Here is a 23,256-nt window from a genome sequence, read left to right on the forward strand (position 1 = left end):
CCAGGGATCTTCCTGTGCCGCTCATGGGAGATCCCTGTCCCCGGGAATAGGTTGTCGGGGTAGGGATGACCTGGGACCGCCGGGCGGGCCCGGCACGCCGACACGTGATGGGGGCGGACATGTCAATGCCGAAAGGTTCGAATACACCGGTGCCGACCACGGCGCTGCGTGTCGAATTGGGTTGGCGCTCCGGTCCGGGTGCCCCCGACGCGGACGCCTCGGCGCTCCTGCTGGTCGCCGGGAAAGTACGCTCCGACGGCGACTTCGTCTTCTACAACCAGCCGGTGCACGCCTCGGGCGCGGTCCGGCACGAGGGCAAGCGGCGCTCCGGTGACCTGGTCACCGACACCCTTTTCGTCGACCTCGCGCGCGTGGAGGCCCCGGTCGACCGGATCGTCCTCGCGGCCTCGGCCGACGGCGGTACGTTCGGGCAGGTCCCCGGCCTCCACGTCGAGGTCCGCGACGCGGCGGACGGAGGCGTGGTGGCCCGGTTCGACAGCACGGGCGCCACGGTGGAAACCGCCTTCGTGCTGGGGGAGTTGTACCGCCGCCAGGGCGGCTGGAAGTTCCGTGCGGTGGGGCAGGGGTACAGCAGCGGGCTGGAAGGGCTCGCCACCGACTTCGGGATCACGGTGGACGAGCCCCAGCACCCGGCGCGGCCGCCCATGCCGCAGACCACCGCTTCGGCCCCGGCGCCGCTCGCCCCTGCGACCCCGGCTCCGGTCGTCCCGCCGTTCCCCGGTCCGGTGCCCCCGCCGGTCCCCGGTCCGCTCTCGCCGCCGCAGCCGGGTGGACCGACCTTCCCGCAGCATCCGGCGCCGACCTCCGCCGGTCCGCCCGTCCCGCCGCCCCCGCCGACCGCCCCCGTACGGCTGTCCAAGGTGACGCTCACCAAGGCGGCGCCCTCGGTCTCGCTGGCCAAACAGGGCGGTACCTCGGGCGCGCTACGGGTCAACCTCAACTGGCAGGTCCGCAAGCAGTTCCCCGGCTGGGGCGGCCGGCGCGGCGCGGCGGGCGACCTCGACCTCGACCTGTGCGCCCTGTACGAGCTGGCGGACGGCCGCAAGGGCGTCGTGCAGGCGCTGGGCAACGCGTTCGGCTCCCTGAACCGGCCGCCGTACATCCACCTCGACGGCGACGACCGCACCGGTGCCCTGTCGAGCGGGGAGAACCTCACCGTCAACCTCGATCGCAAACAGGACTTCCGGCGCATCCTGATCTTCGTGACGATCTACCAGGGCGCCACGTCGTTCGCCGACCTGCACGCCACGGTCACCCTCCAGCCCCAGCACGGCGCCCCGGTCGACTTCTCGCTGGACGAGTGCACGGTGCCCTCGACCGTGTGCGCGCTCGCCCTGATCACCAACACCGGCGGCGACCTGGTCGTACAGCGCGAGGCGCGCTACCTGGTCCCGGATCGTGGGGTCAGCCCGCAGCGGACCGTCGACCGCGCCTACGGCTGGGGCATGAACTGGACGCCTGGCCGCAAGTGACACACCGGGCGGTCAGCCTTCGTCGGTGACCGCGTCGGGGCGCGCGTACGTACGGCCCTTCCAGGCGGCACCGCGCCCGCGGTAGTGCTGCACCGCCGAGTCGACCGTCATGAGGAGATAGAGGAACGCGGTGAACGGCAGCAGCGGGGCGAGCCACAACGGCTGCCGGTAGTAGCGGAGCATCGGCGTGTACGTCCCGGTCATCACCAGCCAGGCCGCGGCGCCCAGGAGCAGCGTCGGCGTGCCGGCGGTGACCACCCCCGCCAGCACCGCCGCCGGCGGTACCAGGTACACCACCGCGAGACCGGCGACCGTACCGAGGAGCAGCAGCGGACTGTGCCGCAGCTGCGCGTACGCGCTGCGAGAGACCATCCGCCACAGGTCGTGCAGGCGGGGATAGGGGCGCACGCTGTCCACCCGGTCGGCGAGCCCCAGCCAGATGTGTCCTTCGGCGCCCTTCACCGCGCGGGCGAGCGCCACGTCGTCGATCACGGCGTGCCGGATCGCGTCCGGGATGCGGGCCTTCTCCGCCGTCTCCGTGCGCAGCAGGACACAGCCGCCCGCCGCTGCCGCCGTGCGCGACCCCTTCCGGCCGATCCGGCGGAACGGGTACAGCTGGGCGAAGAAGTAGACGAAGGCGGGCACCACGAGCCGCTCCCACCGGCTCGCCACCCGCAGCCGGGCCATCTGCGAGACGACGTCGAAGCCTCCGGTGCGGGCGGCCGCCACCAGCAGCCGAAGACTGTCCGGCTCATGCGCGATGTCGGCGTCCGTCAGCAGCAGGTACTCGGGGCCACGCGCGTGTGCCAGACCGATGCCGTGCCGTACCGCCCACAGTTTGCCCGTCCAGCCCGGCGGCGGCTCACCGGGCGAGGTCACGGTCAGCGGCAGCCCGCCGTGGCGCGCGGCCAGCTCCCGGGCCAGATCGCCGGTGCCGTCCGTACTGCCGTCGTCGACCAGGAAGACCTCCGCCCGCCCCGGATAGTCCTGCGCCAGCAACGACGGCAGACTCAGCGGCAGCACGGCGGCCTCGTCCCGGGCCGGCACCACCACGCACACGTCCGGCCACCCGGCGGGCTCGCGCCAGGGCGGCAGCCGGACGTCGGTGCGCCAGAAGAAGCCCTGGCAGAGCAGCAGCCACAGCCAGGCGGCGAGGGACACTGCGGCGGTCCACGTGAAGGCGCTCACTCGCGCAGTCTGCCCCATCGGACCTGTCCGCAACGGCCCATCGTCTATCGTGGCCGGGTGAAGATCGCGCTCATCGACTCCGGAATCGGCCTGCTGGCGGCCACCGCAGCGGTACGGCGGCTGCGCCCCGACGCCGATCTCGTCCTCTCCTTCGACCCCGAGGGCATGCCCTGGGGGCCGCGTACCCCCGAGGGCATCACCGAGCGTGCCATGGCCGTCGCCGAGGCCGCCGCCGCGCACCGGCCCGACGCGCTGATCATCGGCTGCAACACGGCGACCGTGAACTCCCTGTCGGCGCTGCGCGCGCGCCTGGAACCCGGCATCCCGGTCATCGGCACGGTCCCGGCGATCAAGCCGGCCGCCGCCGGCGGCGGCCCCGTCGCGATCTGGGCGACCCCCGCGACCACGGGCAGCGCCTACCAGCGGGGTCTCATCGAGGACTTCGCCGGTGGTGTGCCGGTCACCGAGGTGCCCTGCTGGGGACTGGCCGAGGCCGTGGAGCACGCCGACCAGGCCGCCGTCGACGCCGCCGTGACCGCGGCGGCCGAGCTCACCCCCGACGACGTGACGACCGTCGTCCTGGGCTGCACCCATTACGAGCTCCTGGCGGAACGCATTCGCGCCGCCGTCCAGCGTCCCGGCGCCGCTCCTCTCGTCCTGCACGGCTCCGCCGGTGCGGTGGCCGCCCAGGCGCTGCGCCGGATCGGCGCGCAGCCGGCCCCCGGCGCACCGGCCACCGGCACGGTGACGGTGTTGCTCAACGGCCGGGAGGGCGAGCTTCCCGAGGCCGCCCTCGGCTACGCCGAGGCCCGCCTGCTCCGGACGGTGAGTCCGGCCGCGTCCCAGTGAGCCCCCGCGGGGCCGGGAATACGCAGATGTGAGCGGTCACCCTCCGCAACGCGGTACCCGCGCAGCGAAACCTGAGTAGTCTCGTAGACATGAGGGACCACCCCCGCGACCGCTCTCCGGACGAGGACACCTCGCACCCGGATGTCTGGACCGGGCGCGCCACCAACCGGGTCCAGTGGCTGCTGGCGCTGGTCGGCGCAGCCTGCCTGGCGCTCGGTATCGAACTGGCCGTGGACTCCGCCTGGACCTCGGGGGTCGCCCCGCTGGTGATGTCGGTCGTGGGCTGCATCGCGGCCGGACTGCTGGTCATCTTCGGGACGCTGGCCTTCGTGCACGTCGATCTCAAGCTCGACAAGGAGTGCCTCGAAGTCCGTTGCGGTCATATAGGAGTACCGCGTCGGCGTATTCCGCTCTCCCATGTGGTCGGCGCCGACTTCTCCCCGCAGATCACCCCGCGTCACTGGGGCGGCTGGGGCTACCGCTGGCGCCCAGAGAAGGGCACGGCCGTCGTCGTCCGCCGTGGCGAGGGCATCGTCCTGCGGCTGTGGGACGGCCACACCTTCACGATCACCGTGGACAACGCCGAGTCCGCGGTGCGTGTCATCAGAGAACGCCTGCGGACGATCACACCGGGCACGGCCCACTGACCCCCGCGCCCACACAGGGCCGCACCCCATGTGCGCGGGCCATACACCCGTACGGCTCAACTTGCCGGCACTCCCGCCACCCATGGGTGTGCCGTCGCCAGTCCCGCCAGCAGGCCCGCGCCCGCCGACACCGTCGTGAAGCTCAGTGCGTTGCCGATGGCCGCGATCGCGGCCAGGGCGGTGAGCGCCGCGCCCGCGGTGAGGACGACCGGTGTGGAGCGGGGTGAGCGCCACAGGGCGTAGAGGATCCAGCAGAACGCGGTGGCCAGCAGCAGGATGCCGACCAGGCCCTGTTCGGCGGCCTGCTGGAGCGGCGCGGAGTGCGGTTTGCCGTCGGGCAGCAGGGACTCGGACGCGGTGCCGCTCAGCTCGCCGAACCGCCCCGGGCCGACGCCCAGGGCGGAGTTCCGGTGCGCGAGACGCAGGGCGTCCCGCCACAGCCGGACGCGATGCTCGCCGAGGGGGCCCTCCAGGGCGGAGGCGAGTCCGGCGGGCAGGACGTTCGCGGCGACCGCCCAGACCGTGCCGGTCACCAGCACGGCCGCCAGGGCCAGTCCGGCGATGCCCGGACCCCGTCGCCGCATGCGCCCGGCGGCGAGGGAGCAGAGCAGGACCACGGCACTGGCCACGCAGCCGGCCGCCGAGCCGATGGCCGCCCCCGCCACCGCGATGCCGGCGGCCAGCGTCCGCAGTCCGAACCGCAGCGCCGGAACCGGCGTCGCCCACGCGGCGCAGCAGGCGCCGCCCGTCGCGAGAACCAGCAGCGCCGCGACGGCACCCGTATGGCCGAGCGGGGTCGTGAACTGGGGGCCCGGGGGCACCCGGGGCATCGCCACCGCGAGTGCCAGCCCGGCCAGCGCGCCCGCACAGGGCGCGACCACCGGCAACAGCGACCCGGACATCCGGCCCGCGGCATAGCCCGCGGCCACCGCGAGCACCGCCAGCAGCACGCCCTCGGGCCGTGCGTCGTGTCCGGCCGCCGAGATCAGCGGCCACCCGGCACAGGCCCCGAGCACCACGACGCCCAGCACATCAGAAACGTTTCGTCTTTCTTTGTCCGCATCCCTGTCGGCAGCGGACGTCATCCCGGTCGACCCCACCGTCGCCCCCCGTACCCCGGTCCCCCGACCTGTGGCAGGCCCCGCCGCCCGCCTCGGCACACCGTAACCGGTGATGCCCGCTTTGTGGACGACTTGCGCGGGAACCGTGTGATTCCTGCATGCCGAGACCGTGCTGTCGGCCACAAGGTCAACCGCCGTACACTCCCCGAGTGACCGTCACCGCAACTTCCGTGGGCCAGTCGGACCAGCTCACACCGCGCCCCGCGCCCCGCGCACGCGCCCTTCGGCTGCTCCGCCGCCTGGTCCCGGCCGCCGCCTCCGCACTCAGCGGAGTGCTGCTGTACGTCAGCTTCCCGCCGCGCCCCCTGTGGTGGCTGGCCCTGCTCGCCTTCGCCGGATTCGGGTGGGTACTGCGCGGCCGCACCTGGAAGGCCGCCCTCGGTCTCGGTTACGTCTTCGGCCTCGGCTTCCTGCTGCCCCTCCTGGTGTGGACCGGTGTCGAGGTCGGCCCCGGCCCGTGGCTCGCGCTGGTGGCCATCGAGGCGATCTACATCGCGCTGGTCGGCGTGGGTGTGGCCGCCGTCTCCAAGCTTCCCGCCTGGCCGGTGTGGGCGGCCGCCCTATGGATCGCGGGCGAGGCGGCACGCGCGCGCGTGCCGTTCCGCGGCTTCCCCTGGGGCAAGATCGCCTTCGGGCAGGCGGACGGCGTCTTCCTGCCACTCGCCGCGCTGGGCGGCACCCCGGTGCTCGGTTTCGCCGTCGTCCTGTGCGGGTTCGGTCTGTACGAGGCGGGGCGGCTGGCCGTCGAGGGCCGGCGTACCCGTGAGTTCCGGCGCGGGGCGGCGGCCGCGGCCCTGCTGAGCGTGGCTGTGCCCGTGGTGGGCGCGGTCGCCGCGCGGACGCTCGTGAGCGACAAGGCCGAGGACGGCTCGGTCACCGTCGCGGTCATCCAGGGCAACGTGCCGCGGGCCGGCCTGGACTTCGCGTCGCAGCGGCAGGCCGTGCTCGACTACCACGTCAAGGAGACGCTCAAGCTGGCCGCCGACGTCAAGGCGGGCAAGGCCGCCAAGCCGGACTTCGTGCTGTGGCCGGAGAACTCCTCCGACGTCGACCCGTACTCCGACGCCGACGCGGCCGCCGTGATCGACGGGGCCGCCAAGGCGATGGGCGTGCCCATCTCGGTAGGCGGGGTCGTCGAGCGCGACGGCAAGCTGCTCAACGAGCAGATCCTGTGGGACCCGGTCAAGGGCCCGACCTCGACGTACGACAAGCGGCAGATCCAGCCCTTCGGCGAGTACCTCCCGCTGCGCGGCCTGGTCGGCGCCATCAACAAGAACTGGACCAGCATGGTCCGCCAGGACTTCAGCCGGGGCACGAAGCCCGGTGTCTTCGACATCGACGGCACCAAGGTCGGCCTGGCCACTTGCTACGAGGCAGCCTTCGACTGGGACGTCCGGGACACCGTCACGCACGGCGCCGAGATGATCTCCGTACCGAGCAACAACGCCACCTTCGACCGCAGCGAGATGACCTACCAGCAGCTCGCCATGTCCCGGATCCGCGCGGTCGAGCACAGCCGGACCGTCACCGTGCCGGTGACCAGCGGCGTCAGCGCGATCATCATGCCGGACGGGAAGATCACCCAGAAGACCGGCATGTTCGTGCCCGCCTACCTGGTCCAGAAGGTGCCGCTGCGCACCTCCGAGACGCCCGCGACCAAGTTGGGCATCCTGCCCGAGATCGCCCTGGTGCTGATCGCGGCGGGTGGCGTCGGCTGGGCGATCGGGGCCGGTCTGCGCGGGCGGCGCGCCGGTGACGCGTAGCCGTACGCCCGCCGTACGCCCCGTGGTTCGAGCCGGGTGCGCGGAACCGGGCGGTTAGGGTCGGGTCATGGCTACTCCTGACTTCATCCGCACGATCCGGGCTTCCGCGGGCCACCAGCTGCTCTGGCTGCCCGGGATCACCGCCATCGTCTTCGACGACGAGGGCAGAGTGCTGCTGGGCCGCCGGACCGACACCCGCAAGTGGTCGGTCATCGGCGGCATCCCGGAGCCGGGGGAGCAGCCCGCGGCCTGCGCCGTGCGCGAGGTCTTCGAGGAGACGGCGGTGCGCTGTGTCGCCGAGCGGGTCGTCCTCGTCCAGGGGCAGGAGCCCGTCACCTACCCGAACGGGGATGTCTGCCAGTACATGGACATCACGTTCCGCTGCCGGGCGGTCGGCGGCGAGGCCCGCGTGAACGACGACGAGTCGCTGGAGGTGGCCTGGTTCGACGTGGACGCCCTGCCTGAGCTGAACGAGTTCGGGGTGTTCCGGATCAAGCAAGCTCTGTCGGATGCACCCACATGGTTCGACGCTACGGCTTTCAGCTGAAGTATGTGTGCTGACGCTATGTGGGAGCGATCGGGTGCCGCCTAGGGTCGACCCATGAGCTCGCCCAGCACCGGTACCACCGCGGCTTCCGCCCTCGACCTGCACGGCCGCACCGCCCTCGTCACGGGCGCGGCCGGGGGCATCGGCCGGGCCTGCACCCTGCGTCTGGCGGCGGCCGGCGCCCGGGTCAGGGCCGTCGACCGGGACGAGGCGGGACTGGCCGAGCTCGTGGACTCCGTCGGGCGGGCCCTGGGCCCGGCGGGCGGCGGCGCCGTGGAACCGTACGTCCTCGACCTCACCGACCTGGACGCGGCCGAACGCGCCGCCACCGCCACCGACGTCCTCGTCAACAACGCGGGCCTCCAACTGGTACGCCCCATCGAGGAGTTCCCGCCCGACGTCTTCCACACCGTGCTGACCGTGATGCTGGAGGCGCCGTTCCGGCTCATCCGGGGCGCGCTGCCGCACATGTACGGGCAGGGCTGGGGGCGCATCGTGAACGTGTCCTCCGTCCACGGTCTGCGCGCCTCCGCCTTCAAGTCCGCCTATGTGGCCGCCAAACACGGTCTGGAGGGGCTGTCGAAGACGGCTGCCCTGGAGGGCGCGCCCCATGGGGTGACCTCGAACTGTGTGAACCCGGGCTATGTGCGCACCCCACTGGTCGAGAAGCAGCTCGCCGACCAGGCTCGGGCGCACGGCATTCCCGAGGAGCGGGTGCTGTCCGAGGTGCTCCTGACCGACAGCGCCGTCAAACGGCTCGTCGAACCGGAGGAGGTCGCCGAAGCCGTGGCCTATCTCTGCGCCCCGCAGGCATCCTTCGTCACGGGAACTTCGCTGGTGCTCGACGGCGGCTGGACGGCCCACTGACGGGACGGGACGGGGCGGGACGGAACGGGCCGGGCTCGGCACCTGTCAGTCCGTGGGCCCGTGGGCCCACGGGCCCGTCGGCCTATCGGTTCGTCGGTTCGTCGGTTTGCGAGTTTTCCACAGGCCCGACGGGCCGGAGTGACGATGCGGAATCCTGTGACCATGTCTCGCAATCACGTGCAGTCCGCCAGGCGGCCTGCCCCGGCCCCGGCGGCCGGTGTCCTCGACCCGGGTGCCGAAGCGCCCGGGGGCGCCGAGCCGGTGTACCTCGAACTGCTGGCCAGGGGCGCCTCGGCGGAGGCGTACGAGCAGCCGGTGCTGCTCGCCCGCGCGGAGAACCGGCCACCGGAGCGGATCGCCGCCCTGGAGCGGGCCAAGCTCCTCGCGCTGCGGGTGCGCACCGAGCTGGAGGGCAGACGCCGACGCGAGGCCGAGCTGTCCGCCCTGTTCGAGACCGCGCACGACCTTGCAGGACTGCGGGATGTCGACGCGGTGCTCCAGGCGATCGTCCAGCGTGCCCGCTCCCTGCTCGGCACGGACGTCGCCTATCTCAGCCTGAACGACCCGGCGCGCGGCGACACCTACATGAGGGTCACCGAGGGGTCGGTCGCGGCCCGCTTCCAGCAGCTGCGGCTCGGCATGGGGGAGGGGCTCGGCGGACTCGTCGCACAGACCGCGCGGCCGTACGTCACCGACGACTACTTCAAGGACGACCGCTTCCAGCACACGCTCACCATCGACGCCGGGGTGCGCGACGAGGGTCTGGTCGCCATACTCGGCGTCCCGCTCATGCTGGGCCCGCACGTCATCGGGGTGCTGTTCGCGGCGGACCGACGGGCACGGGTCTTCGAACGGGAACAGATCGCGCTGCTCGGTTCCTTCGCCGCGCTCGCCGCGGCCGCCATCGACACCGCGAACCTGCTCACCGAGACCCGTTCGGCCATGGCCGGCCTGGAACGGGCCAACGAGATCATCAAGGACCGCAGCTCGGTCATCGAACGGGCCTCGGACATCCACGACCGGCTCGCCGAACTCGTGCTGCGCGGCGGCCAGGTCCATGACGTGGCCGCCGCCGTCTCCCAGGTCCTGGGCGGCACAGTCGAGTTCACCGACACCGCGGACACCGCCGACACGGGGGCACTGGAGACGTCGCGTACGGAGGGGCACGCGGTACGGCACGGCGACGACTGGATCGCCGCGGTCGCCGCGGGCGGCGAACTCCTCGGCGCCCTGGTGCTGCGCGGCCGTCCCGGCCTCGACCCCGTCGACCAGCGCACCCTGGAGCGCGCCGCGATGGTCACCTCGCTGCTTCTGCTGGCCCGCCGCTCCGCCGCCGAGGCCGAACAGCGGGTGCGCGGTGAGCTGCTGGACGACCTCCTCGACGCCCGTGACCGCGAACCACGTCAACTGCGCGACCGGGCCGCCCGGTTGCACGCCGACCTCGACGCCACCCACGTCGTGCTCGCCGCCCGCCTGGAGGGCCCGGCGGCGGACACAGAGGAGGCGGCCGCAGCGCGCCGCCGACTGTGGTCGGCGGCTTCCCACCTGGCCGGCACCCGGCACGGCCTGGCCGCCGCCCGCGAGGGCGGCACCGTCCTGCTGCTGCCCCTCGCCGCCGGCGACACCGCCACCGACCTGGCGCGGCGAACCGCCCGGCACCTCGGCACCGCCGTCCACCAGCCGGTGACCGTCGGCGCCTCCGCGCCCGTCACCGGCCTCGCCACCCGTCCCGACACCGTGGCCGCCGCCTACGCCGAGGGCCGCCGCTGCCTCGACGCGCTGAACCTCCTCGGCCGGGGCGGAGACGGCGCCGCCGCCGAGGACTTCGGCTTCCTCGGCCTGCTCCTCGCAGGTGAACGGGACATCGCCGCATTCGTCACCCGCACCATCGGCCCGGTGGCCGCGTACGACACCCGGCGCGGCACCGAACTGCTGCGCACCCTCGACGCGTACTACGCCTGCGGGATGAGCCCGGCCCGCACGAAGGACGAACTCCATGTCCATGTGAACACGGTGGCCCAGCGGCTGGACCGGGTGGCCCGCCTCCTCGGCGACGACTGGCAGAGCCCGGCACGCGCGCTGGAGATCCAACTCGCGCTGCGCCTGCACCGGTTGGGGGCGCCGCCGGAGCGCCGCTGATCCCGCCGGGGACCGGGGGACCGGCGGCGCGTGCTCAGCGGGCGGGTACGTCCTCGGCGCGCGCCGAGACGCCGCGACGCCGACGCCGGCCAGCTCGCGCCGCCGGGTCTCCTTCGCGACACCCACCGCGACCAGGGTGAGCAGGGAGGCCGCGATCACGTACAGGGCGATCGGGGTGGAGCTGCGGTGGTCGGCCCGCAGGGCGGTGGCGATGAGCGGGGCGGGCGCGCCGGCCGCGACGGAGGCGAACTGGGCACCGGCGAAGGCGCCGGAGTAGCGCATCCGGGTCGCGAACGCCGCCCGACCCGGTCCGACAGCCCGCGGAGACGCGCAGGTCAGTCGAACAGGGCGCAGTTGACCGCGTCCATCAGGGCCGCGCCGGTCTGGTGCGCCTGCCTGGTGAGAGTGGACGTGGCGAAGAAGAAGGCGGCCGTGCGCCGGCCGGTGGAGTCGGTGACGTTGTAGGTCGCATAGCCCGGGACGACGCCGACGTGGTCCCAGACCGTGCCGCAGGAGGTCTTCGCCGTCTCGATGCCCAACCCGTAGCCGAGCTCGTCCGGGTCCTCCGGCCCGCCCTCCGGCACGGTGGTGCGCATCTCGGCCAGTTGGGCGGCGGGCAGCAGGCGGCCCGACATCAGCGCCCCGTAGAAACGGGACCAGTCACCGGCGGTGGACACGATCGCGGCATCGGCCCCGTCGGCCGTGACGTAGTCGCCGGTGACGTCCACGTGGTCGTCGTGCTGCGGTCCGGCGTAGTTCCTGAACTCGTCGGGGACGTCCGGTGGCATGTGGGCGGCGTCCGGTTCGTAGCCGTGCGCGTGCCGGTCGCGCCAGGCGGAGCCGGTGGCGTAGAAGGTGTGCCGGAGCCCCAGGGGTCCGGCGATCCGGTCCCGCACCAGCGCCGCAAGGCTCTTGCCGGTGACCTTCTCCAGGACGGCACCGATCGCGATGTAGTTGGTGTTGCTGTACGACCACTCGGTGCCGGGCTCGAACAGCGCCGGGTGTCTGCTCACCAGCCGCAGGATTTCCGTCGACGTCCATACGTGGGAGTCCTGGCCGGTGAGGGCCGGTGCGAGGGCGGGATCGTCGGTGTAGTCGAACAACCCACTGGTGTGGTTGAGCAGCATGCGCAGGGTGATCGCTCCGCCGTTGCGCACCTGGCCGGGCAGCCACTTGTCGACCGGGTCGGTGAGGGCGAGCCTGTGCTCGGCGACCAGTTGAAGGGCGAGGGTGGCCATCACCGTCTTGGTGTTGGACGCTTCTCGCACCTCGTCGTCCGCCCGGAGCCGATGGTCCTTCTTCGTCCAGGCGGCCTGCTCGGAGATCTCGATGGGCCTGCCGTGACCGTCGTCCACCCGCACGATCACCCCGGGCACTCCTTCCTCCACCAACTTCCGCGCTAACTCGCGCAGATGAGCGCGTGTCTGCGCGGTGCCGTCCCGGCGGACCGCAGAGAGCGTCCGAGGGCCGGGGGCCGCACTCGACGGGGCCGCAGCGAGGGGTACGACGAGGGCCGCGGACACCGCAACTGTTGCTACCGCGCGAAACCCCGTCGGTCGTGGGTGCCGTCTCACACGCACATTCACACGCAATTCATGCTCCTTCGAGAGTCCGGGAAGGTCGTCGGGCACGATCGAGGTACGGGGAGGAGCACACGGAACTCCGCCCGGTGCCGGTTACTCAATCGTGTTTTCCCGGGTGAAGTCCGCGAAACGAGCGGTTTCAGCGAATTGCGGGCGGCTCGGTTGCCCTCTCTCGTGTCTGTGGTTGACGGGCGGCGAGTCGGTGTGGGGGGTGGGGTCCGGGATCAGCGGCTCGTCGAAGCGGGCCAGGGCGATGCCTCGGGCCCACCAGGCGCTCCCGTCTCCGGTGCGGCGCGGAACGCTTCGATCACGTAGGCGGCGAAGCGGCGGGAGGCAGCCACCCGGGTGGCACGCGGTGTGTCCTGGAGGCCCCGATGGGCCATGAGCATGAGGACCAGGTCGTCGACGACGAAGCCGGCGCGCAGCCGGCCGGTCTCCTGGGCGCGGCGGGCCAGTTCGCCGACCGCGTGCAGAGTCCGCTCCCGGTCGGCGGCGAAGTCCATGGCCTCGGGGAAGGCCGTCATGAAGGCGTCGGCGAATCCCCGGCTGTGCGCGTGGAGTTCGCAGATCCGCTCGATCAGGGTCCGGAATCCGTGCCAGGGGTCCGGGTCCGCGAGGGCGTCGCGGACGGCGGCATGGCAGTCGCGCCGCTGCTCGGCGAAGGTCTCGGCGATCAGCGTCTGTTTGGTCGGGAAGTGCCGGTACAGAGTGGCCGGGCCGACACCGGCCTGCCGGGCGACCTCGCGCATCGGCGCACTCAGGCCCACTTCGCCGAAGACCGCGCGGGCGGCGTCCAGGATACGGGCCCGGTTGTCGAGGGCGTCGGAACGCATGGCGTGAGGCAAATGATCCGTCATCGACTCTCACTTTAGCCAAACGGACGGGGGCGTCCGTTACGGTCCGAGGGCGGTGCCGCCGTTCCGTCCCTCCGCTTGCCCGAGGAGCAGTGATGAAAGCCGTCGTGATCAGGACGTTCGGGGACCCCGAAGGTCTGGAGGTGGTCGAGGTGCCCGTGCCCGTTCCGGCCCCGGGGCAGGTGCGGATCGCCACGGAGGCGGTCGGGGTGGGAGGCGTGGACGCCGTGATCCGCCGGGGAACGCTTGCCGCCTACGGCTTCCGGGAGGGGCATCTCCTCGGCAGCGAGGTCGCGGGAAGGGTCGACGCGGTGGGGGAGGGCGTGGACGCCTCGTGGATCGGGCGACGGGTGTGGGCGTTCACCGGCCTGTCCGGTGGGTATGCCGAGCGGGCCGTCGCCGCGGTCGAGGACGTCCTGGCGCTGCCCGACAGCCTGACCGGCGCCGACGCGGTGACCCTCGGCGGCTCCGGCGTGGTCGCGCACTTCGCCCTGGAGCGGGCTCGTTTCACGCGCGGCGAGTCGGTCCTCGTGCGCGGTGCGGCAGGCAGCATCGGGATCACGGCGGTCCAGCTCGCAGCCAGGGACGGTGCGAGCGAGGTGGCTGTCACCGCCTCGTCGGTGGGGCGCGGCTCCCGCCTGCGGGATCTGGGCGCGACCCGGGTCCTTGACCGCTCCGGCGCGGCCGCCCGGGAGGCACCGCCGGGCTTCGACGTGGTGATCGATGTCGTGGGGGGTCCGGGGCTTCCCCATTTCCTGGACAGGCTGAACCCCAACGGGCGGTACCTCGCTGTAGGCGTGGTCGGTGGGCAGCCACCGGCGGACTTCGGGATGCGGCTGATGGACGCATTCCGCAGGTCGTTGTCGTTCGCCACGTTCAGCTCCGACACCGTGCCCGGCCCCGACCGGCAGGCCGTGCGGTCGGCCCAGTTCGCCGATGCCGCGCACGGGGCCCTGCGCACGGTCGTGCACGAAGTGCTGCCACTGGAGCAAGCGGCGCTGGCCCACCGCGAGATGGACGCGGGGAAGGTGTTCGGCAGGATCGTGCTGACGCCCTGAGGTTCGCGCCGGGAGCCGCGTGTCGGCGGGACTGCGCCGAGCGCGGTGAGCACGAAGGAGGCGACCCGGCTTCGTGCTCCCGCCCGTGGCGGCCTGCGCACGTCTCATGAATGCGGGGTGGCTCCCCCCGAGCAGCGAGTGAGCCTTGTGAGGGGCCCTGTCACACGCCGGAACGGGACTCCCCGGCACCTGGTCGGGCACCGGGCGGACCGTCCCAGGCCTCGGGGATGGCGCGGCCGTAGGCGGCGAGGCGGCGAGGGTGACGTTCTCGGGTTCGGGGCCGCCACGGCGGCCGGTGTCGAGCGCGTCGAGGGCGGTGAGTTCGTCGGCGGTGAGCTCGAAGTCGAACACGTCGATGTTCTCCGCGATCCGCGCACGCCTGGTGGACTTCGGGATGACCGAGCGTCCGTGCTGAAGCCCCCAGCGGAGCAGCACCTGGGCCGGGCTCTTGCCGTGGGCCTCGGTGCTGCGGGTGACGGCGGGATCCTGGAGGACGCTCCTGCGGTTCTCGCCGTAGTCCGGGTAGAAGGTGAGGTGATCCCTCCGACGGGGGACCAGGTCTGGTTGAGGATGCCGTGCCTGTCGTCGAGGTCGGGTACGGCGCGCTGCTGGAAGTAGGGGTGGATCTCCAGCAGGTTGACCGCGGGGACGACGGCGAGCGAGTCGAGCAGCGCGGTCACCGTTCTTGGTCTCGTCACGGCGACGCGGCCGGTTGGCCGGGAGTGTCGGCCGGGGCAGGTGCCGGCGGCGTCGGCCTCCGGGGTGCAGCAGTCGAGGGCGCCGACCGGGCCGGGACCGGGCCGATCGCGGCCGTTCGCTCGGTGGAGCTGTCGTGTGCAGTGCGGTGGCGCCGTGGGGTCAGATCTGAGGGGTCGGCAGCGCGGCGGGCTCGCCGAGGTGTCCGGCCGCCGTCCTCCACGCGGCCGTCACCGCGCCGTGGGCCGTCACGGTGCACGTGGCCCGGTCGCCGGTGAGCGTGATCGGCGCGCCTACGGCGCAGCGGTGCGGTGACCAGCCCGGCGATCTGCTTGACCGTCCTGCCGCAGGAGATCCGCCGGGCTCCCGCCTGGCCGACGGGGACGACAGGGGCGCCGGTGCGTTCGGCCAGCCGCGCCAGGCCGCTGCGGAAGGCGCCGGGCGCGGCTTCGGTGGCGTCGGTACGGAGGGGGAGTCCGCCTTCCCCGTAGACGAGGACCGAGCGCCCCGCGCCCAGGGCCGCTGCGGCGAGGTCGAGACACCGGGCGGCACGGCGGTCCTTGCGGTGCACGGGGATGTGGCCCTTACGGACGAGCACGCGTCCCAGCAGGGGGATGCGCCACAGGCCCGCAGCCGCCATGACGGCCGGCTCGGTGCCGAGGCGGCGGAGCGCGGCGAGAACGACGGCCGGGTCGGCGAGGGAGGTGTGGTTGGCGACGATGATGCTGCCCGGCGCCAGGACGGCATCGGTGTCGGTCGTGACGGTGAGTCGGCCGACGGCCGGCAGCAGGACGTCGGTGAGGCGGCTGAGCATGAGATCTCCCGGTCCCGAAGATGATGACCTTCATCCTCGAGGGCCGCGGGGCCCGGGGTGTGAGCGCTCGTACTCAGCTTCGCCGGCGCCCGGTACTCAACCCGGGCAGCCGCTCGGGTGGACCGGGGGCCTAGTGTGCCGTACGGGCGTGCGGACGTGGCGTGCGTCCCGAAAGACCTGCTGATTTCTGCGAAGGGAATCCGATAGATGGGCAAGAGCGACAACATCGTGGTGATCCGGGACGCGCAGGTGGTGGCGGCGGCCCTGCGCGAGGCACTCGCCAGTGCCTCGGCCGAGACCCGCGCGGGCCTGGAACGCGCGGTCGCCATAGCCGAAGCGACCGCCGAGGACACCGCGGGCCGGCTGCGTGGTGACTGGGTCCGCGCCCGGCTGGCCGAGGTCGGCTTCTCCGGCGACCTCACCTCTGCCGCGGCGGTGAAGGCGCTGCGGCAGGCCGAGCCGGGGCTGAGCCTGCTGGCGGCGGTGCGGTTGCGCAACGACGCGGTGGACCATCCGGCGTGACGCAGGGCGGGCTCGGGTCACGCCGGGGACGTGCCCGGGCCCCCTTCGCCGAGGCGGCCGTCCTCCCCGCGCGGACACGCGGGAGTGAGAGCGTTGTCCTTCACCGTCGGGTGGCGACCATGCGCAGGGTGGGTTCGTTGCGGAGCTTTGTGAAGATGGTGGCCAGAGCGGCAGCCTGAACGAGAGCGCAGGCCAGTATGACGTTGCCGAGGTGCGGCGGCGGGGTGAGCGCCACGAGGATGCCCGCCGCGGGGAAGGGCAGCAGCAGGAGGAGCATCGTCAGCGAGAGCGTGGCACCGAGCGCCGTGGTGGGAATGATCAGCGAGCGCACCGTACGCAGCACGACCGTGAGACCGCCGTCGCCCGCCATGAAGATCGCTATCAGGACGGTGTAGGAGGCGTAGGACGGAACCTGGGTGATGGCGAGGCATGCGGCGGAGGCGAGCGTCGCGGACACGATGCCCACTCCCCAGAGGTCGAGTCGGCTCAGCACGAGCCGGCAGCACGTGATGGCCAGCAGGGTCGCCACGGCGGCGGCGGACCACATGGCGCCGACATCGGCGGAAGAGCGCCCGAGAGTCTCCACCACGATCACGGGGCTGGCGGACTGGAGCAGCCCGAGGGCGAGGTTGGAACAGGCCAGCCCGGCCACCAGCCAGCCCAGCGCGGGCAGCGTCAGCAGAGTGCGCAGGCCCAGGCGGAGTGCGCTGTCCTTTCCGGTCGCGTCGGCGCGTGCGGCGCGCAGCGGAGTCGGCGGGGTCTGCAGGCCGAGCACGGCGGCGATCAGGGACACCGTGCTCAGGCATCCGAGCATCCACTCCGGTCCGGCCAGCAGCAGCAGGCCGGCGAGCAGCGGACCGATGACCGTGGCGGTCTGGTCGATGCCGACGAGGACCGCCTGTATCCCCTGGGGCCGGGCCTGGTCCCGCCGGGTGACGATCGCTCCGACGGCCTCGTTGGCAACGAAACCGAACTGGGACAGGGTGCCGGTGACGGCTGCCAGGATCAGCACCACCGCGGTCTCGGCAGTGCCCCGTGGAAGCATGATCAGGGCGACCGCCGACACCGCCACCACCGTGGCCCGGGCGAGAGAGGCGATGAAGCAGACGATCGCCGCGCCCCTGCGGTCCACCGCGTGGCCGGCCGGGACGAACGCCGCGATCCGCGGAGTCCACTCCAGTGCGAACGCCAGACCTGTCAAAGACGAAGAGCCGGTAATTGTCAGGACCAGGAGTGGCATGGCGTACGTCGCCATGGAGAATGCCAGGGCGTCACTCGCGCGCGGAGCATAGATTCGCCGAAAGAGACTGCCGGACGGAACGGCGGCATGCCGACCGACAGGCCGGTCCTCGTGCACGATGATGGACACGAAAGAGGAAGGCTTTCGATGAGATGTATCGGAGGGGGGTGAGGAGAGTTCCCGGTCACCTGCGTGGGAAATATGTGTCCGGAAAAGGACCAGGCCGCGGCAGGTTCTCGTGATGGTTGTTCAGGACAGTCCGTGGTGACCCGAGTCGCATCCACGAACCGGCGTGCAAGAAACGGCAGTTGACGGCTGAACTATACAGCTCTCAGGGCGATGTTGCGTATACGGCGTAGGAGTCTCCCGGCGGAAAGCGTTATGCCCTTCTCCGGCCTGAAAGGTCCTGCCCTCAAGTTATGCGGTTGTATCAGGTCGATACCGGTGACCGCTCCTTCGCCCGTGCGGGGATCGCCGGTCGCCGGAAATCCCGAGCCACGCATAATCCGGCACTGCCCGGTACCGGCGTCCGCTAGTTCTTCTGCAGGGTGCGGGTCACACCTGCGATGACGGCGGTCGTCAGCACCCAGCCGAAGGTGATGAGCAGGTAGGCCAGCCACTGGAGGCCGGCGTCCGGCCAGTACCAGGCCGTGCGCTGCCCCAGACCACCGATGGGGATCAAGAGGTCGAGCGTGTAGACGAGGGGCTGGAACGGTGCGCCCGCGCCCTGGCCGACCGGGTGCGGGGTACGAGCGCCGAAGGACAGGGTGCCCAGCAGGGTCAGCGCGAGGAGCCAGACGCCGGCCAGCCAGGGACGGTAGCCGTAGCCGACGGTCGCGTCGAGCAGGTGGCCCCACGCCCGCGCGGCGGCGGGCAGGGTCCGGCGCCGATGGCGTTGTTTGGCCAGCAGCACGCGGCGGGCGTCGTCGTCGTGCCCGGCCTTCCGGTAACAGCTCGCCAACTGCTCGTAGGGCTGCGGGTTGTAGCCAGGGCTGCGCCGTATCCACGCCACCCGACGCGCCACGGAGTCCCGCTGCACCACCGTCCCTGGCCGCTCGCCGGCCTCGGCCATCTTGATCGAGCCGTAGCCGAAGCCGTCCAGCTCGACCACGTCCGGCCAGCTGTGCTCGTTGTCGTGGAGGTAGGACACCTGCGCGCCGCGCAGGTCCACCGGGCCGGAGGGCGGCCGGGCGAGGGTGAGGTCGAAGTCGACGGCCTGCATGCGCACGGCGGCCAGGGTCGGGCCGTGGCCGTCGGGCGGCCCGTTCAGGACGGCACCTGCAAAGGTCAGGTCGTCCGAGATCCGAGCACCCCGCAGCCGCACGGTCCCGTTCGCGGTGAATCCGTCGGAGAGGTTGATCGTCGAGGCCACGGCGTTGTCCAGGGCGAGCGCCACTCCGCGTGCGTCGGGGCCCTCCAGGCGCGCCCCTCGCATGAACAGTCCGCCCGGCAACTGCGCGCCCAGCAGCCGTACTTCGCCCCGTGCGACGAATCCGCCGTTGCAGAAGAAGCCCCCTTCCATGACCAGGCCGCCGGCTGCCACGGCCCATCCTCCCGGCGCGCTGATCTCGGCCCCGCTGAGCAGGACGCCGCCGGTCACCCGGGCGTCGCTCAGTGCCAGGGCGGTGCTCCTGTGGTTGAAGGGCGAGGAATCGAGGCTCTCGACGAACGAACGCCGCAGGTCGAGGTTTCCCTCGACACGGGCCGAATTGGCTTCGATGCCCGGTACCCGGCTGCCGGTGATCACGAGTGTCTGCGTCGACGCTCCGAGGAGATCCACCGACTCCTCGAACCAGCAGTCCGCTAGCCACAGGGCGTGGGAGATCCGCGCGCCGGCCAGGTTCAGACGCCCGGAGATCCGCGCCCCGGCGAGCCTCAGACACGCCACGGCGCCCGGTTGCGTGGTGTTCGCGCCCAGCAGGAGCGCCATGATCAGGGCAGCCCGAACGGTCCGCCCGGGGCCCCACTGCCCGCCCTCCGCCACACGGTCGTCCTCGGGGACACCCGTGCGCAGGTCCACACGGCGTCCCTCGGGGAACGCGTCCCACAACTCACGCTCCGGCGAAGTCAACTCGTCGTATGAGAGCACTCGTACAGAGTAGAGATCTTCCCCGGTGTCCGTGCCGCTTCACCGGCCGCGGGGCGAGGCGGAAAGAAACGACACGAGTCGTTCGCCCCGCGCCTTGCCCGTGTGGGATGTCGGAGGCACGCTTGTGGCATGAGCGTTCATGAGAGCCCCACGCTCATCATGTCCGTGCAGCGTGCCTTCCGGCTGCTGGAGGCGGTGAGCGCGCACGAGAACGGTGCGCCCGCGAAGCAGCTGGCGCGTGAGGCGGGGCTGCCCCTGGCCACCACCTACCACCTGCTGCGGACCATGGTCCACGACGGCTACCTGCGGAAGCTGCGCGACGGCGGCTTCATCCTCGGTGACAAGGTCGAGTCGCTGCACACCGCGGGTCACACCCAGGCGCTGCTCAGCCGGGTCCGGCCGGCGCTCGCCGCGCTCCGCGACGAGCTGGCCGCCGCCACCTACCTCACGTTCTACGAGGAGGGCGAGATCAGTGTCGCCGACATCGTCGACGGCCCCCGTGCGCCCCGGGTCGACCTCTGGGTGGGGTTCGAGGAGGCGGGGCACGCCACCGCGCTGGGCAAGTCCGTCCTGCGCGAACTGGACGAGGACGCCCGCCGTGACTACCTCTCCCGGCACGATCTCGCCGACCTGACGCCGCGGACCATCACCAGCCTGCCGGAGCTGCTCCGGAACATCGAGGCCTCACCCCTGGCGCCGGCCGTCACGGACCTCGAGGAGTACGCGCTCGGCACCGTGTGTGTCGCCGTGCCCATCTACCGCGGCGACGTCCTCGGCTCCCTCGGCGTCTCCCTCCCGGCGGAACGGCTCGCCCGCCTCCCGGAGGTCCGGGCCCGGCTGATCCATACCGGGGACCGCGTCACCAGAGGCCTCTCTCTCACTATCTGAAATCCGTCTCCTTGTGGCTTGTCGGCCGAACCTCTTTCCTGGATGAAACGGATAAGTCGGGCTTAAGGCTCGTACGGATGAGGATTGCGGACAGGACATGAGGCAGGCGCGAGACCATGGTGGCGACCACTGGCCGTTGCGGCCGCTCCGGAGACCGGTGCCCGGTCTCGGGGTGCCGGTTCCCAGGCGGGCCGCCTCACAGCTGGCCGCGGGAATGCCCGTGGTACCGGTTCTGATCGTCTCCGGCATCGCACTCGTCGACGTGATCGCCGGGTCAGGGATGTTCTGGCTGCCGTTGCTCGCGGCCGGGCCCGCGCTGGCGGCCAGCACCAACGGCCCCCGAGGCGTCCTGTGCGTGGGATTCCTCGCCGCGGTGCTGGGCGCAAGCCGGGGCGTCGAGGAGGCGGGACTGGGGCGCGAGACGGCGGCGGTGCTCTCGGCGCTGCTGGCCGTCACCCTGGCGAGCGCTCTGGCCAGCGCACTGCGCGGGCGCCGGGAACGGGTGCTCGCCGCCGTCCGCTCGGTCGCGGAGGCCGCCCAGCACGCCGTACTCAAGCCCATCCCGGAGACCGTCGGCCCGTTCCGGGTGGCGGTCCGCTACAGCGCGGCGGCGGCCGAGGCCCGGATCGGCGGTGATCTCTACGCCCTGGTGCCCACCCCGCACGGGATCAGGCTGATCGTCGGCGACGTACGCGGCAAGGGGCTGCCGGCCGTGGAGATCGCCGCGCTCGTCCTCGGTGTCTTCCGTGAGGCCGCCTACGACGAGCCCGATCTGCTCGCCGTCGTCGGCAGGATCGAGCGGAGCCTGGCGCGCAACCTCGGGCCCGACGACTTCGTCACCGCGGTGGTCGTGGGACATCCGCGCCCCGGGCAGCTTGAGGTGGTCAACTGCGGACACGCGCCTCCCCTGCTGATACCCGCGTCAGGAGGCGTCAGCGCGGTCGAGGCCACCCGTCCGGCTCCGCCCCTAGGTCTGCGCGGCCTCGTCGACGAGCCCCCCTGCCTGGAGATCCTGCCCTTCTCCGACGGCGATCAGCTGCTGCTCTACACCGACGGGGTCATCGAGGCGCGCGACCGCGCCCACGAGTTCTACCCGCTGGCCGAAAGGGTGGCCCGCCATCTGTCGGACGAGCCGGAGGACGTCCTCTCCGCGATCCACGACGAACTGCTGACGCATGTGGGCGGCCGGCTGCACGACGACGCCGCCCTGCTCCTGCTCCGTATGCAGGCCGTGGGCGAAGGCGAACCGGTCGCGTCCGCCCAGCGGGCACGGGAAACGGCCCTCCCGGAGTCGGAAGGGCCGGAAAAGCCGGAAGGACCGGAAGGGCCGGAAGAACCTGAGGGCCGCGAGGCCGTCCCCGTGGTGTCGCGCAGCAGGTCCGCCGCCGTCGGCACCGAGGGCGGCAGGCGTACGGACGCCGCGTTCTCAGCGGGACTCGGACGCTGACGAGCGCCGCTCGCCAACTACCGCGGACTTCACACCGCGACCAGATCGGCCCAGCGGGTGACCGCGCCCGGACGGACATGGATGCCGTACCGGGTCGCCAGCGCGTGGACGATCCCCTCGCCGCGGCCGTGCTCGTCCGGGTCGATCCCCGCGGGCGGCTCTCCCGCCGTACGCGCGGGACCCGCGTCGGTGACCTCGATGTGCAGGGTGCCGAGTCCGGCGTCCCGCAGCCACGAAAGCCTCAGCACCGCCGGGGGCAGCGCATGCACGATCGCGTTGGTGAGCAGTTCCGACACCACCAGCAGCGCGTCCTCGATGACGTCCGGGGACACCCTCCAGGCGGCCAGGATCGCGCCCGCCCGCCGTCGTGTGTCCGGGACGGCACCGGCGACGGGCGGCACCGGGAAGACGTATTCACTCGCCTCCCGCACCCGTGTGTTCAGCTGTACCGCCATCTCGTGTCTCCAGGGGTGAGGGCCACAGCGCCCTCGCATTGCGCGCCTCGGCACGTTGCCGGGCCTGATTGCACGCTAGGCAGCCCGGCCGGGTCGGTCAATGAACGGGGGTCGGCATTACCGAACGCGGCCTCCCGCACCAGACGCCACAGCGCCCTGCGCACGTACGGCAGACCTTCCGAGACGGTAATAGGCTCGATTCATGACCGGTCCGGTCCAGTCGATCGAACGGGCGGCCGCGATCCTGCGCCTGCTCGCCGGTGGGCCTCGCCGACTCGGGCTCGGGGAGGTGGCGGCCTCCCTGGGGCTGGCCAAGGGGACCGCCCACGGCATCCTGCGCACGCTCCAGCACGTGGACTTCGTGGAGCAGGACGCCACGACCGGGAAGTACCAGCTCGGAGCCGCCCTGCTGCACCTGGGCACGAGCTACCTCGACGTCAACGAGTTGCGGTCCCGGTCCATCAACTGGGCCGACGCCCTGGCCGCCCGCAGCGGCGAAGCGGTGCGCCTGGGCACGCCCCTGGAAGGCATGGTCCTGGTCGTCCACCATGTGTTCCGGCCGGACGACACGCTCCAGACCCTGGACGTGGGCTCGCTGCTGCCGCTGCACGCCTCCTCCCTGGGCAAGGTGCTGCTGGCCTACGGCACCGCGCCCCTCGACTCCGCCGTGGAATCGGGTCTCGAGGCGTACACCCGGCACACCCTGGTCACCCAGGAACAGCTCACCCGGGCCCTCGCCGAGGTCCGCGAGCTGGGCTGGGCCGCCGAGATACAGGAGATGAGCATGGGTGAGGCCGGGCTCGCCGCGCCGATCCGGGGACATGGCGGCCTCGTCGTCGGCGCCGTCGGGCTGTCCGGTCCGGTCGAACGGGTCTGCGACGGCCAGGGGCACCCCCGGCCCGGTCTGATCACGCTGCTCCGGGAGGCGGCACGAGCGATCTCCAGAGACCTGGGCGCCGCTCGCTGGTAAGCCCCGGCTCCCTCCGCGACCCATCG

General features: G+C 72.2%; 19 protein-coding genes and 3 pseudogenes. 12 read left to right on the forward strand and 10 right to left on the reverse strand.

Annotated features, from left to right (window positions below):
- Positions 1-107: 107 nt before the first annotated feature.
- Positions 108-1,493, forward strand: coding sequence for a TerD family protein (locus IEZ11_RS16955; protein WP_189263916.1), 1,386 nt, complete (start codon positions 108-110; stop codon positions 1,491-1,493).
- 12 nt (positions 1,494-1,505) lie between these two features.
- Here IEZ11_RS16955 and IEZ11_RS16960 read toward each other — a convergent pair whose 3' ends face one another.
- Positions 1,506-2,699 (reverse strand): glycosyltransferase, encoded by a 1,194-nt coding sequence (locus tag IEZ11_RS16960; RefSeq protein ID WP_189263597.1) that lies wholly within the window; start codon positions 2,697-2,699, stop codon positions 1,506-1,508.
- 39 nt (positions 2,700-2,738) lie between these two features.
- On the opposite strand from IEZ11_RS16960, the gene IEZ11_RS16965 reads away from it, so the two are divergent.
- Positions 2,739-3,530 carry a glutamate racemase gene (locus IEZ11_RS16965; RefSeq protein WP_189263598.1) on the forward strand — a complete coding sequence of 264 codons (792 nt, stop codon included), beginning with the start codon at positions 2,739-2,741 and terminating at the stop codon, positions 3,528-3,530.
- 89 nt (positions 3,531-3,619) lie between these two features.
- Entirely contained in the window at positions 3,620-4,177 is a 558-nt protein-coding gene (locus tag IEZ11_RS16970; protein WP_189263599.1) for a hypothetical protein, read from the forward strand.
- Positions 4,178-4,233: 56 nt separating this feature from the next.
- Here IEZ11_RS16970 and IEZ11_RS16975 read toward each other — a convergent pair whose 3' ends face one another.
- On the reverse strand, positions 4,234-5,262 hold the full coding sequence (locus tag IEZ11_RS16975) for an O-antigen ligase family protein (protein ID WP_189263600.1): 1,029 nt from the start codon (positions 5,260-5,262) through the stop codon (positions 4,234-4,236).
- Between the two features lie 185 nt (positions 5,263-5,447).
- Between IEZ11_RS16975 and lnt the strand changes: the two genes are divergently transcribed.
- The 4 genes from lnt (at position 5,448) to IEZ11_RS16995 (ending at position 10,614) form a co-directional block, all read left to right on the forward strand.
- The gene (gene lnt / locus IEZ11_RS16980; RefSeq protein WP_189263601.1) at positions 5,448-7,061 is read left to right on the forward strand and encodes an apolipoprotein N-acyltransferase; all 1,614 of its coding nucleotides are present in this window, start codon (positions 5,448-5,450) and stop codon (positions 7,059-7,061) included.
- 67 nt (positions 7,062-7,128) lie between these two features.
- Positions 7,129-7,608, forward strand: a complete 480-nt coding sequence (locus IEZ11_RS16985) for an NUDIX hydrolase (RefSeq protein WP_189263602.1) — start codon at positions 7,129-7,131, stop codon at positions 7,606-7,608.
- 54 nt (positions 7,609-7,662) lie between these two features.
- Positions 7,663-8,475, forward strand: a complete 813-nt coding sequence (locus IEZ11_RS16990) for a 3-hydroxybutyrate dehydrogenase (protein WP_189263603.1) — start codon at positions 7,663-7,665, stop codon at positions 8,473-8,475.
- 162 nt (positions 8,476-8,637) lie between these two features.
- A complete protein-coding gene (locus IEZ11_RS16995) occupies positions 8,638-10,614 on the forward strand; it encodes a helix-turn-helix domain-containing protein (protein WP_189263604.1) in 1,977 nt (658 codons plus the stop codon).
- An 86-nt stretch (positions 10,615-10,700) separates the two neighbouring features.
- Here the strand turns inward: IEZ11_RS16995 and IEZ11_RS50860 are convergent.
- The 3 genes and pseudogenes from IEZ11_RS50860 to IEZ11_RS17010 all read right to left on the reverse strand — a co-directional run.
- Positions 10,701-10,908 (reverse strand): annotated as a pseudogene (locus IEZ11_RS50860) (MFS transporter); the annotation flags it as partial.
- 41 nt (positions 10,909-10,949) lie between these two features.
- The gene (locus IEZ11_RS17005) at positions 10,950-11,981 is read right to left on the reverse strand and encodes a serine hydrolase domain-containing protein (RefSeq protein WP_229713079.1); all 1,032 of its coding nucleotides are present in this window, start codon (positions 11,979-11,981) and stop codon (positions 10,950-10,952) included.
- Positions 11,982-12,421: 440 nt separating this feature from the next.
- Positions 12,422-13,054, reverse strand: a complete 633-nt coding sequence (locus IEZ11_RS17010; RefSeq protein WP_189263607.1) for a TetR/AcrR family transcriptional regulator — start codon at positions 13,052-13,054, stop codon at positions 12,422-12,424.
- Positions 13,055-13,146: 92 nt separating this feature from the next.
- Between IEZ11_RS17010 and IEZ11_RS17015 the strand changes: the two genes are divergently transcribed.
- Positions 13,147-14,109, forward strand: coding sequence for a zinc-binding dehydrogenase (locus IEZ11_RS17015; protein WP_189263608.1), 963 nt, complete (start codon positions 13,147-13,149; stop codon positions 14,107-14,109).
- Positions 14,110-14,466: 357 nt separating this feature from the next.
- Here IEZ11_RS17015 and IEZ11_RS52435 read toward each other — a convergent pair.
- Together IEZ11_RS52435 and IEZ11_RS17025 are read right to left on the reverse strand one after the other, a co-directional pair.
- A pseudogene (locus IEZ11_RS52435) lies at positions 14,467-14,949 on the reverse strand (hypothetical protein); the annotation flags it as partial.
- Between the two features lie 18 nt (positions 14,950-14,967).
- Positions 14,968-15,619: pseudogene (locus IEZ11_RS17025) on the reverse strand (lysophospholipid acyltransferase family protein).
- A gap of 207 nt (positions 15,620-15,826) precedes the next feature.
- Here IEZ11_RS17025 and IEZ11_RS17030 point away from each other — a divergent pair.
- Positions 15,827-16,141 (forward strand): hypothetical protein, encoded by a 315-nt coding sequence (locus tag IEZ11_RS17030; protein WP_189263609.1) that lies wholly within the window; start codon positions 15,827-15,829, stop codon positions 16,139-16,141.
- Between the two features lie 100 nt (positions 16,142-16,241).
- Here the strand turns inward: IEZ11_RS17030 and IEZ11_RS17035 are convergent, their stop codons facing one another.
- Together IEZ11_RS17035 and IEZ11_RS17040 are read right to left on the reverse strand one after the other, a co-directional pair.
- On the reverse strand, positions 16,242-17,510 hold the full coding sequence (locus IEZ11_RS17035; RefSeq protein ID WP_189263610.1) for an MFS transporter: 1,269 nt from the start codon (positions 17,508-17,510) through the stop codon (positions 16,242-16,244).
- Between the two features lie 403 nt (positions 17,511-17,913).
- Positions 17,914-19,470: an oxidoreductase gene (locus IEZ11_RS17040; RefSeq protein WP_189263611.1), complete on the reverse strand. Its 1,557-nt coding sequence runs from the start codon at positions 19,468-19,470 to the stop codon at positions 17,914-17,916.
- Between the two features lie 129 nt (positions 19,471-19,599).
- Here IEZ11_RS17040 and IEZ11_RS17045 point away from each other — a divergent pair, with 129 nt between their 5' ends.
- A complete protein-coding gene (locus IEZ11_RS17045; protein WP_189263612.1) occupies positions 19,600-20,358 on the forward strand; it encodes an IclR family transcriptional regulator in 759 nt (252 codons plus the stop codon).
- A gap of 97 nt (positions 20,359-20,455) precedes the next feature.
- Entirely contained in the window at positions 20,456-21,805 is a 1,350-nt protein-coding gene (locus IEZ11_RS17050) for a PP2C family protein-serine/threonine phosphatase (protein WP_189263613.1), read from the forward strand.
- Between the two features lie 29 nt (positions 21,806-21,834).
- On the opposite strand, the gene IEZ11_RS17055 is transcribed toward IEZ11_RS17050, so the two are convergent.
- A complete protein-coding gene (locus IEZ11_RS17055) occupies positions 21,835-22,260 on the reverse strand; it encodes an ATP-binding protein (protein ID WP_189263614.1) in 426 nt (141 codons plus the stop codon).
- Between the two features lie 202 nt (positions 22,261-22,462).
- Between IEZ11_RS17055 and IEZ11_RS17060 the strand changes: the two genes are divergently transcribed.
- Positions 22,463-23,230 (forward strand): IclR family transcriptional regulator, encoded by a 768-nt coding sequence (locus tag IEZ11_RS17060; RefSeq protein ID WP_189263615.1) that lies wholly within the window; start codon positions 22,463-22,465, stop codon positions 23,228-23,230.
- Positions 23,231-23,256: the final 26 nt, after the last annotated feature.

It is taken from the genome of Streptomyces fuscichromogenes, assembly GCF_014645815.1.
Taxonomy (GTDB): Bacteria; Actinomycetota; Actinomycetes; order Streptomycetales; family Streptomycetaceae; genus Streptomyces; species Streptomyces fuscichromogenes.

Excerpts from the sequence above, each read along its gene's own strand:
- IEZ11_RS16955 (WP_189263916.1), top strand. The coding sequence starts at position 108 with ATGGGGGCGGACATGTCAATGCCGAAAGGTTCGAATACACCGGTGCCG.
- IEZ11_RS16960 (WP_189263597.1), bottom strand. The coding sequence starts at position 2,699 with ATGGGGCAGACTGCGCGAGTGAGCGCCTTCACGTGGACCGCCGCAGTG.
- IEZ11_RS16970 (WP_189263599.1), top strand. The coding sequence starts at position 3,620 with ATGAGGGACCACCCCCGCGACCGCTCTCCGGACGAGGACACCTCGCAC.
- IEZ11_RS16975 (WP_189263600.1), bottom strand. The coding sequence starts at position 5,262 with ATGACGTCCGCTGCCGACAGGGATGCGGACAAAGAAAGACGAAACGTT.
- IEZ11_RS16985 (WP_189263602.1), top strand. The coding sequence starts at position 7,129 with ATGGCTACTCCTGACTTCATCCGCACGATCCGGGCTTCCGCGGGCCAC.
- IEZ11_RS16990 (WP_189263603.1), top strand. The coding sequence starts at position 7,663 with ATGAGCTCGCCCAGCACCGGTACCACCGCGGCTTCCGCCCTCGACCTG.
- IEZ11_RS16995 (WP_189263604.1), top strand. The coding sequence starts at position 8,638 with ATGTCTCGCAATCACGTGCAGTCCGCCAGGCGGCCTGCCCCGGCCCCG.
- IEZ11_RS17010 (WP_189263607.1), bottom strand. The coding sequence starts at position 13,054 with ATGACGGATCATTTGCCTCACGCCATGCGTTCCGACGCCCTCGACAAC.
- IEZ11_RS17015 (WP_189263608.1), top strand. The coding sequence starts at position 13,147 with ATGAAAGCCGTCGTGATCAGGACGTTCGGGGACCCCGAAGGTCTGGAG.
- IEZ11_RS17030 (WP_189263609.1), top strand. The coding sequence starts at position 15,827 with ATGGGCAAGAGCGACAACATCGTGGTGATCCGGGACGCGCAGGTGGTG.
- IEZ11_RS17045 (WP_189263612.1), top strand. The coding sequence starts at position 19,600 with ATGAGCGTTCATGAGAGCCCCACGCTCATCATGTCCGTGCAGCGTGCC.
- IEZ11_RS17050 (WP_189263613.1), top strand. The coding sequence starts at position 20,456 with ATGAGGCAGGCGCGAGACCATGGTGGCGACCACTGGCCGTTGCGGCCG.
- IEZ11_RS17055 (WP_189263614.1), bottom strand. The coding sequence starts at position 22,260 with ATGGCGGTACAGCTGAACACACGGGTGCGGGAGGCGAGTGAATACGTC.
- IEZ11_RS17060 (WP_189263615.1), top strand. The coding sequence starts at position 22,463 with ATGACCGGTCCGGTCCAGTCGATCGAACGGGCGGCCGCGATCCTGCGC.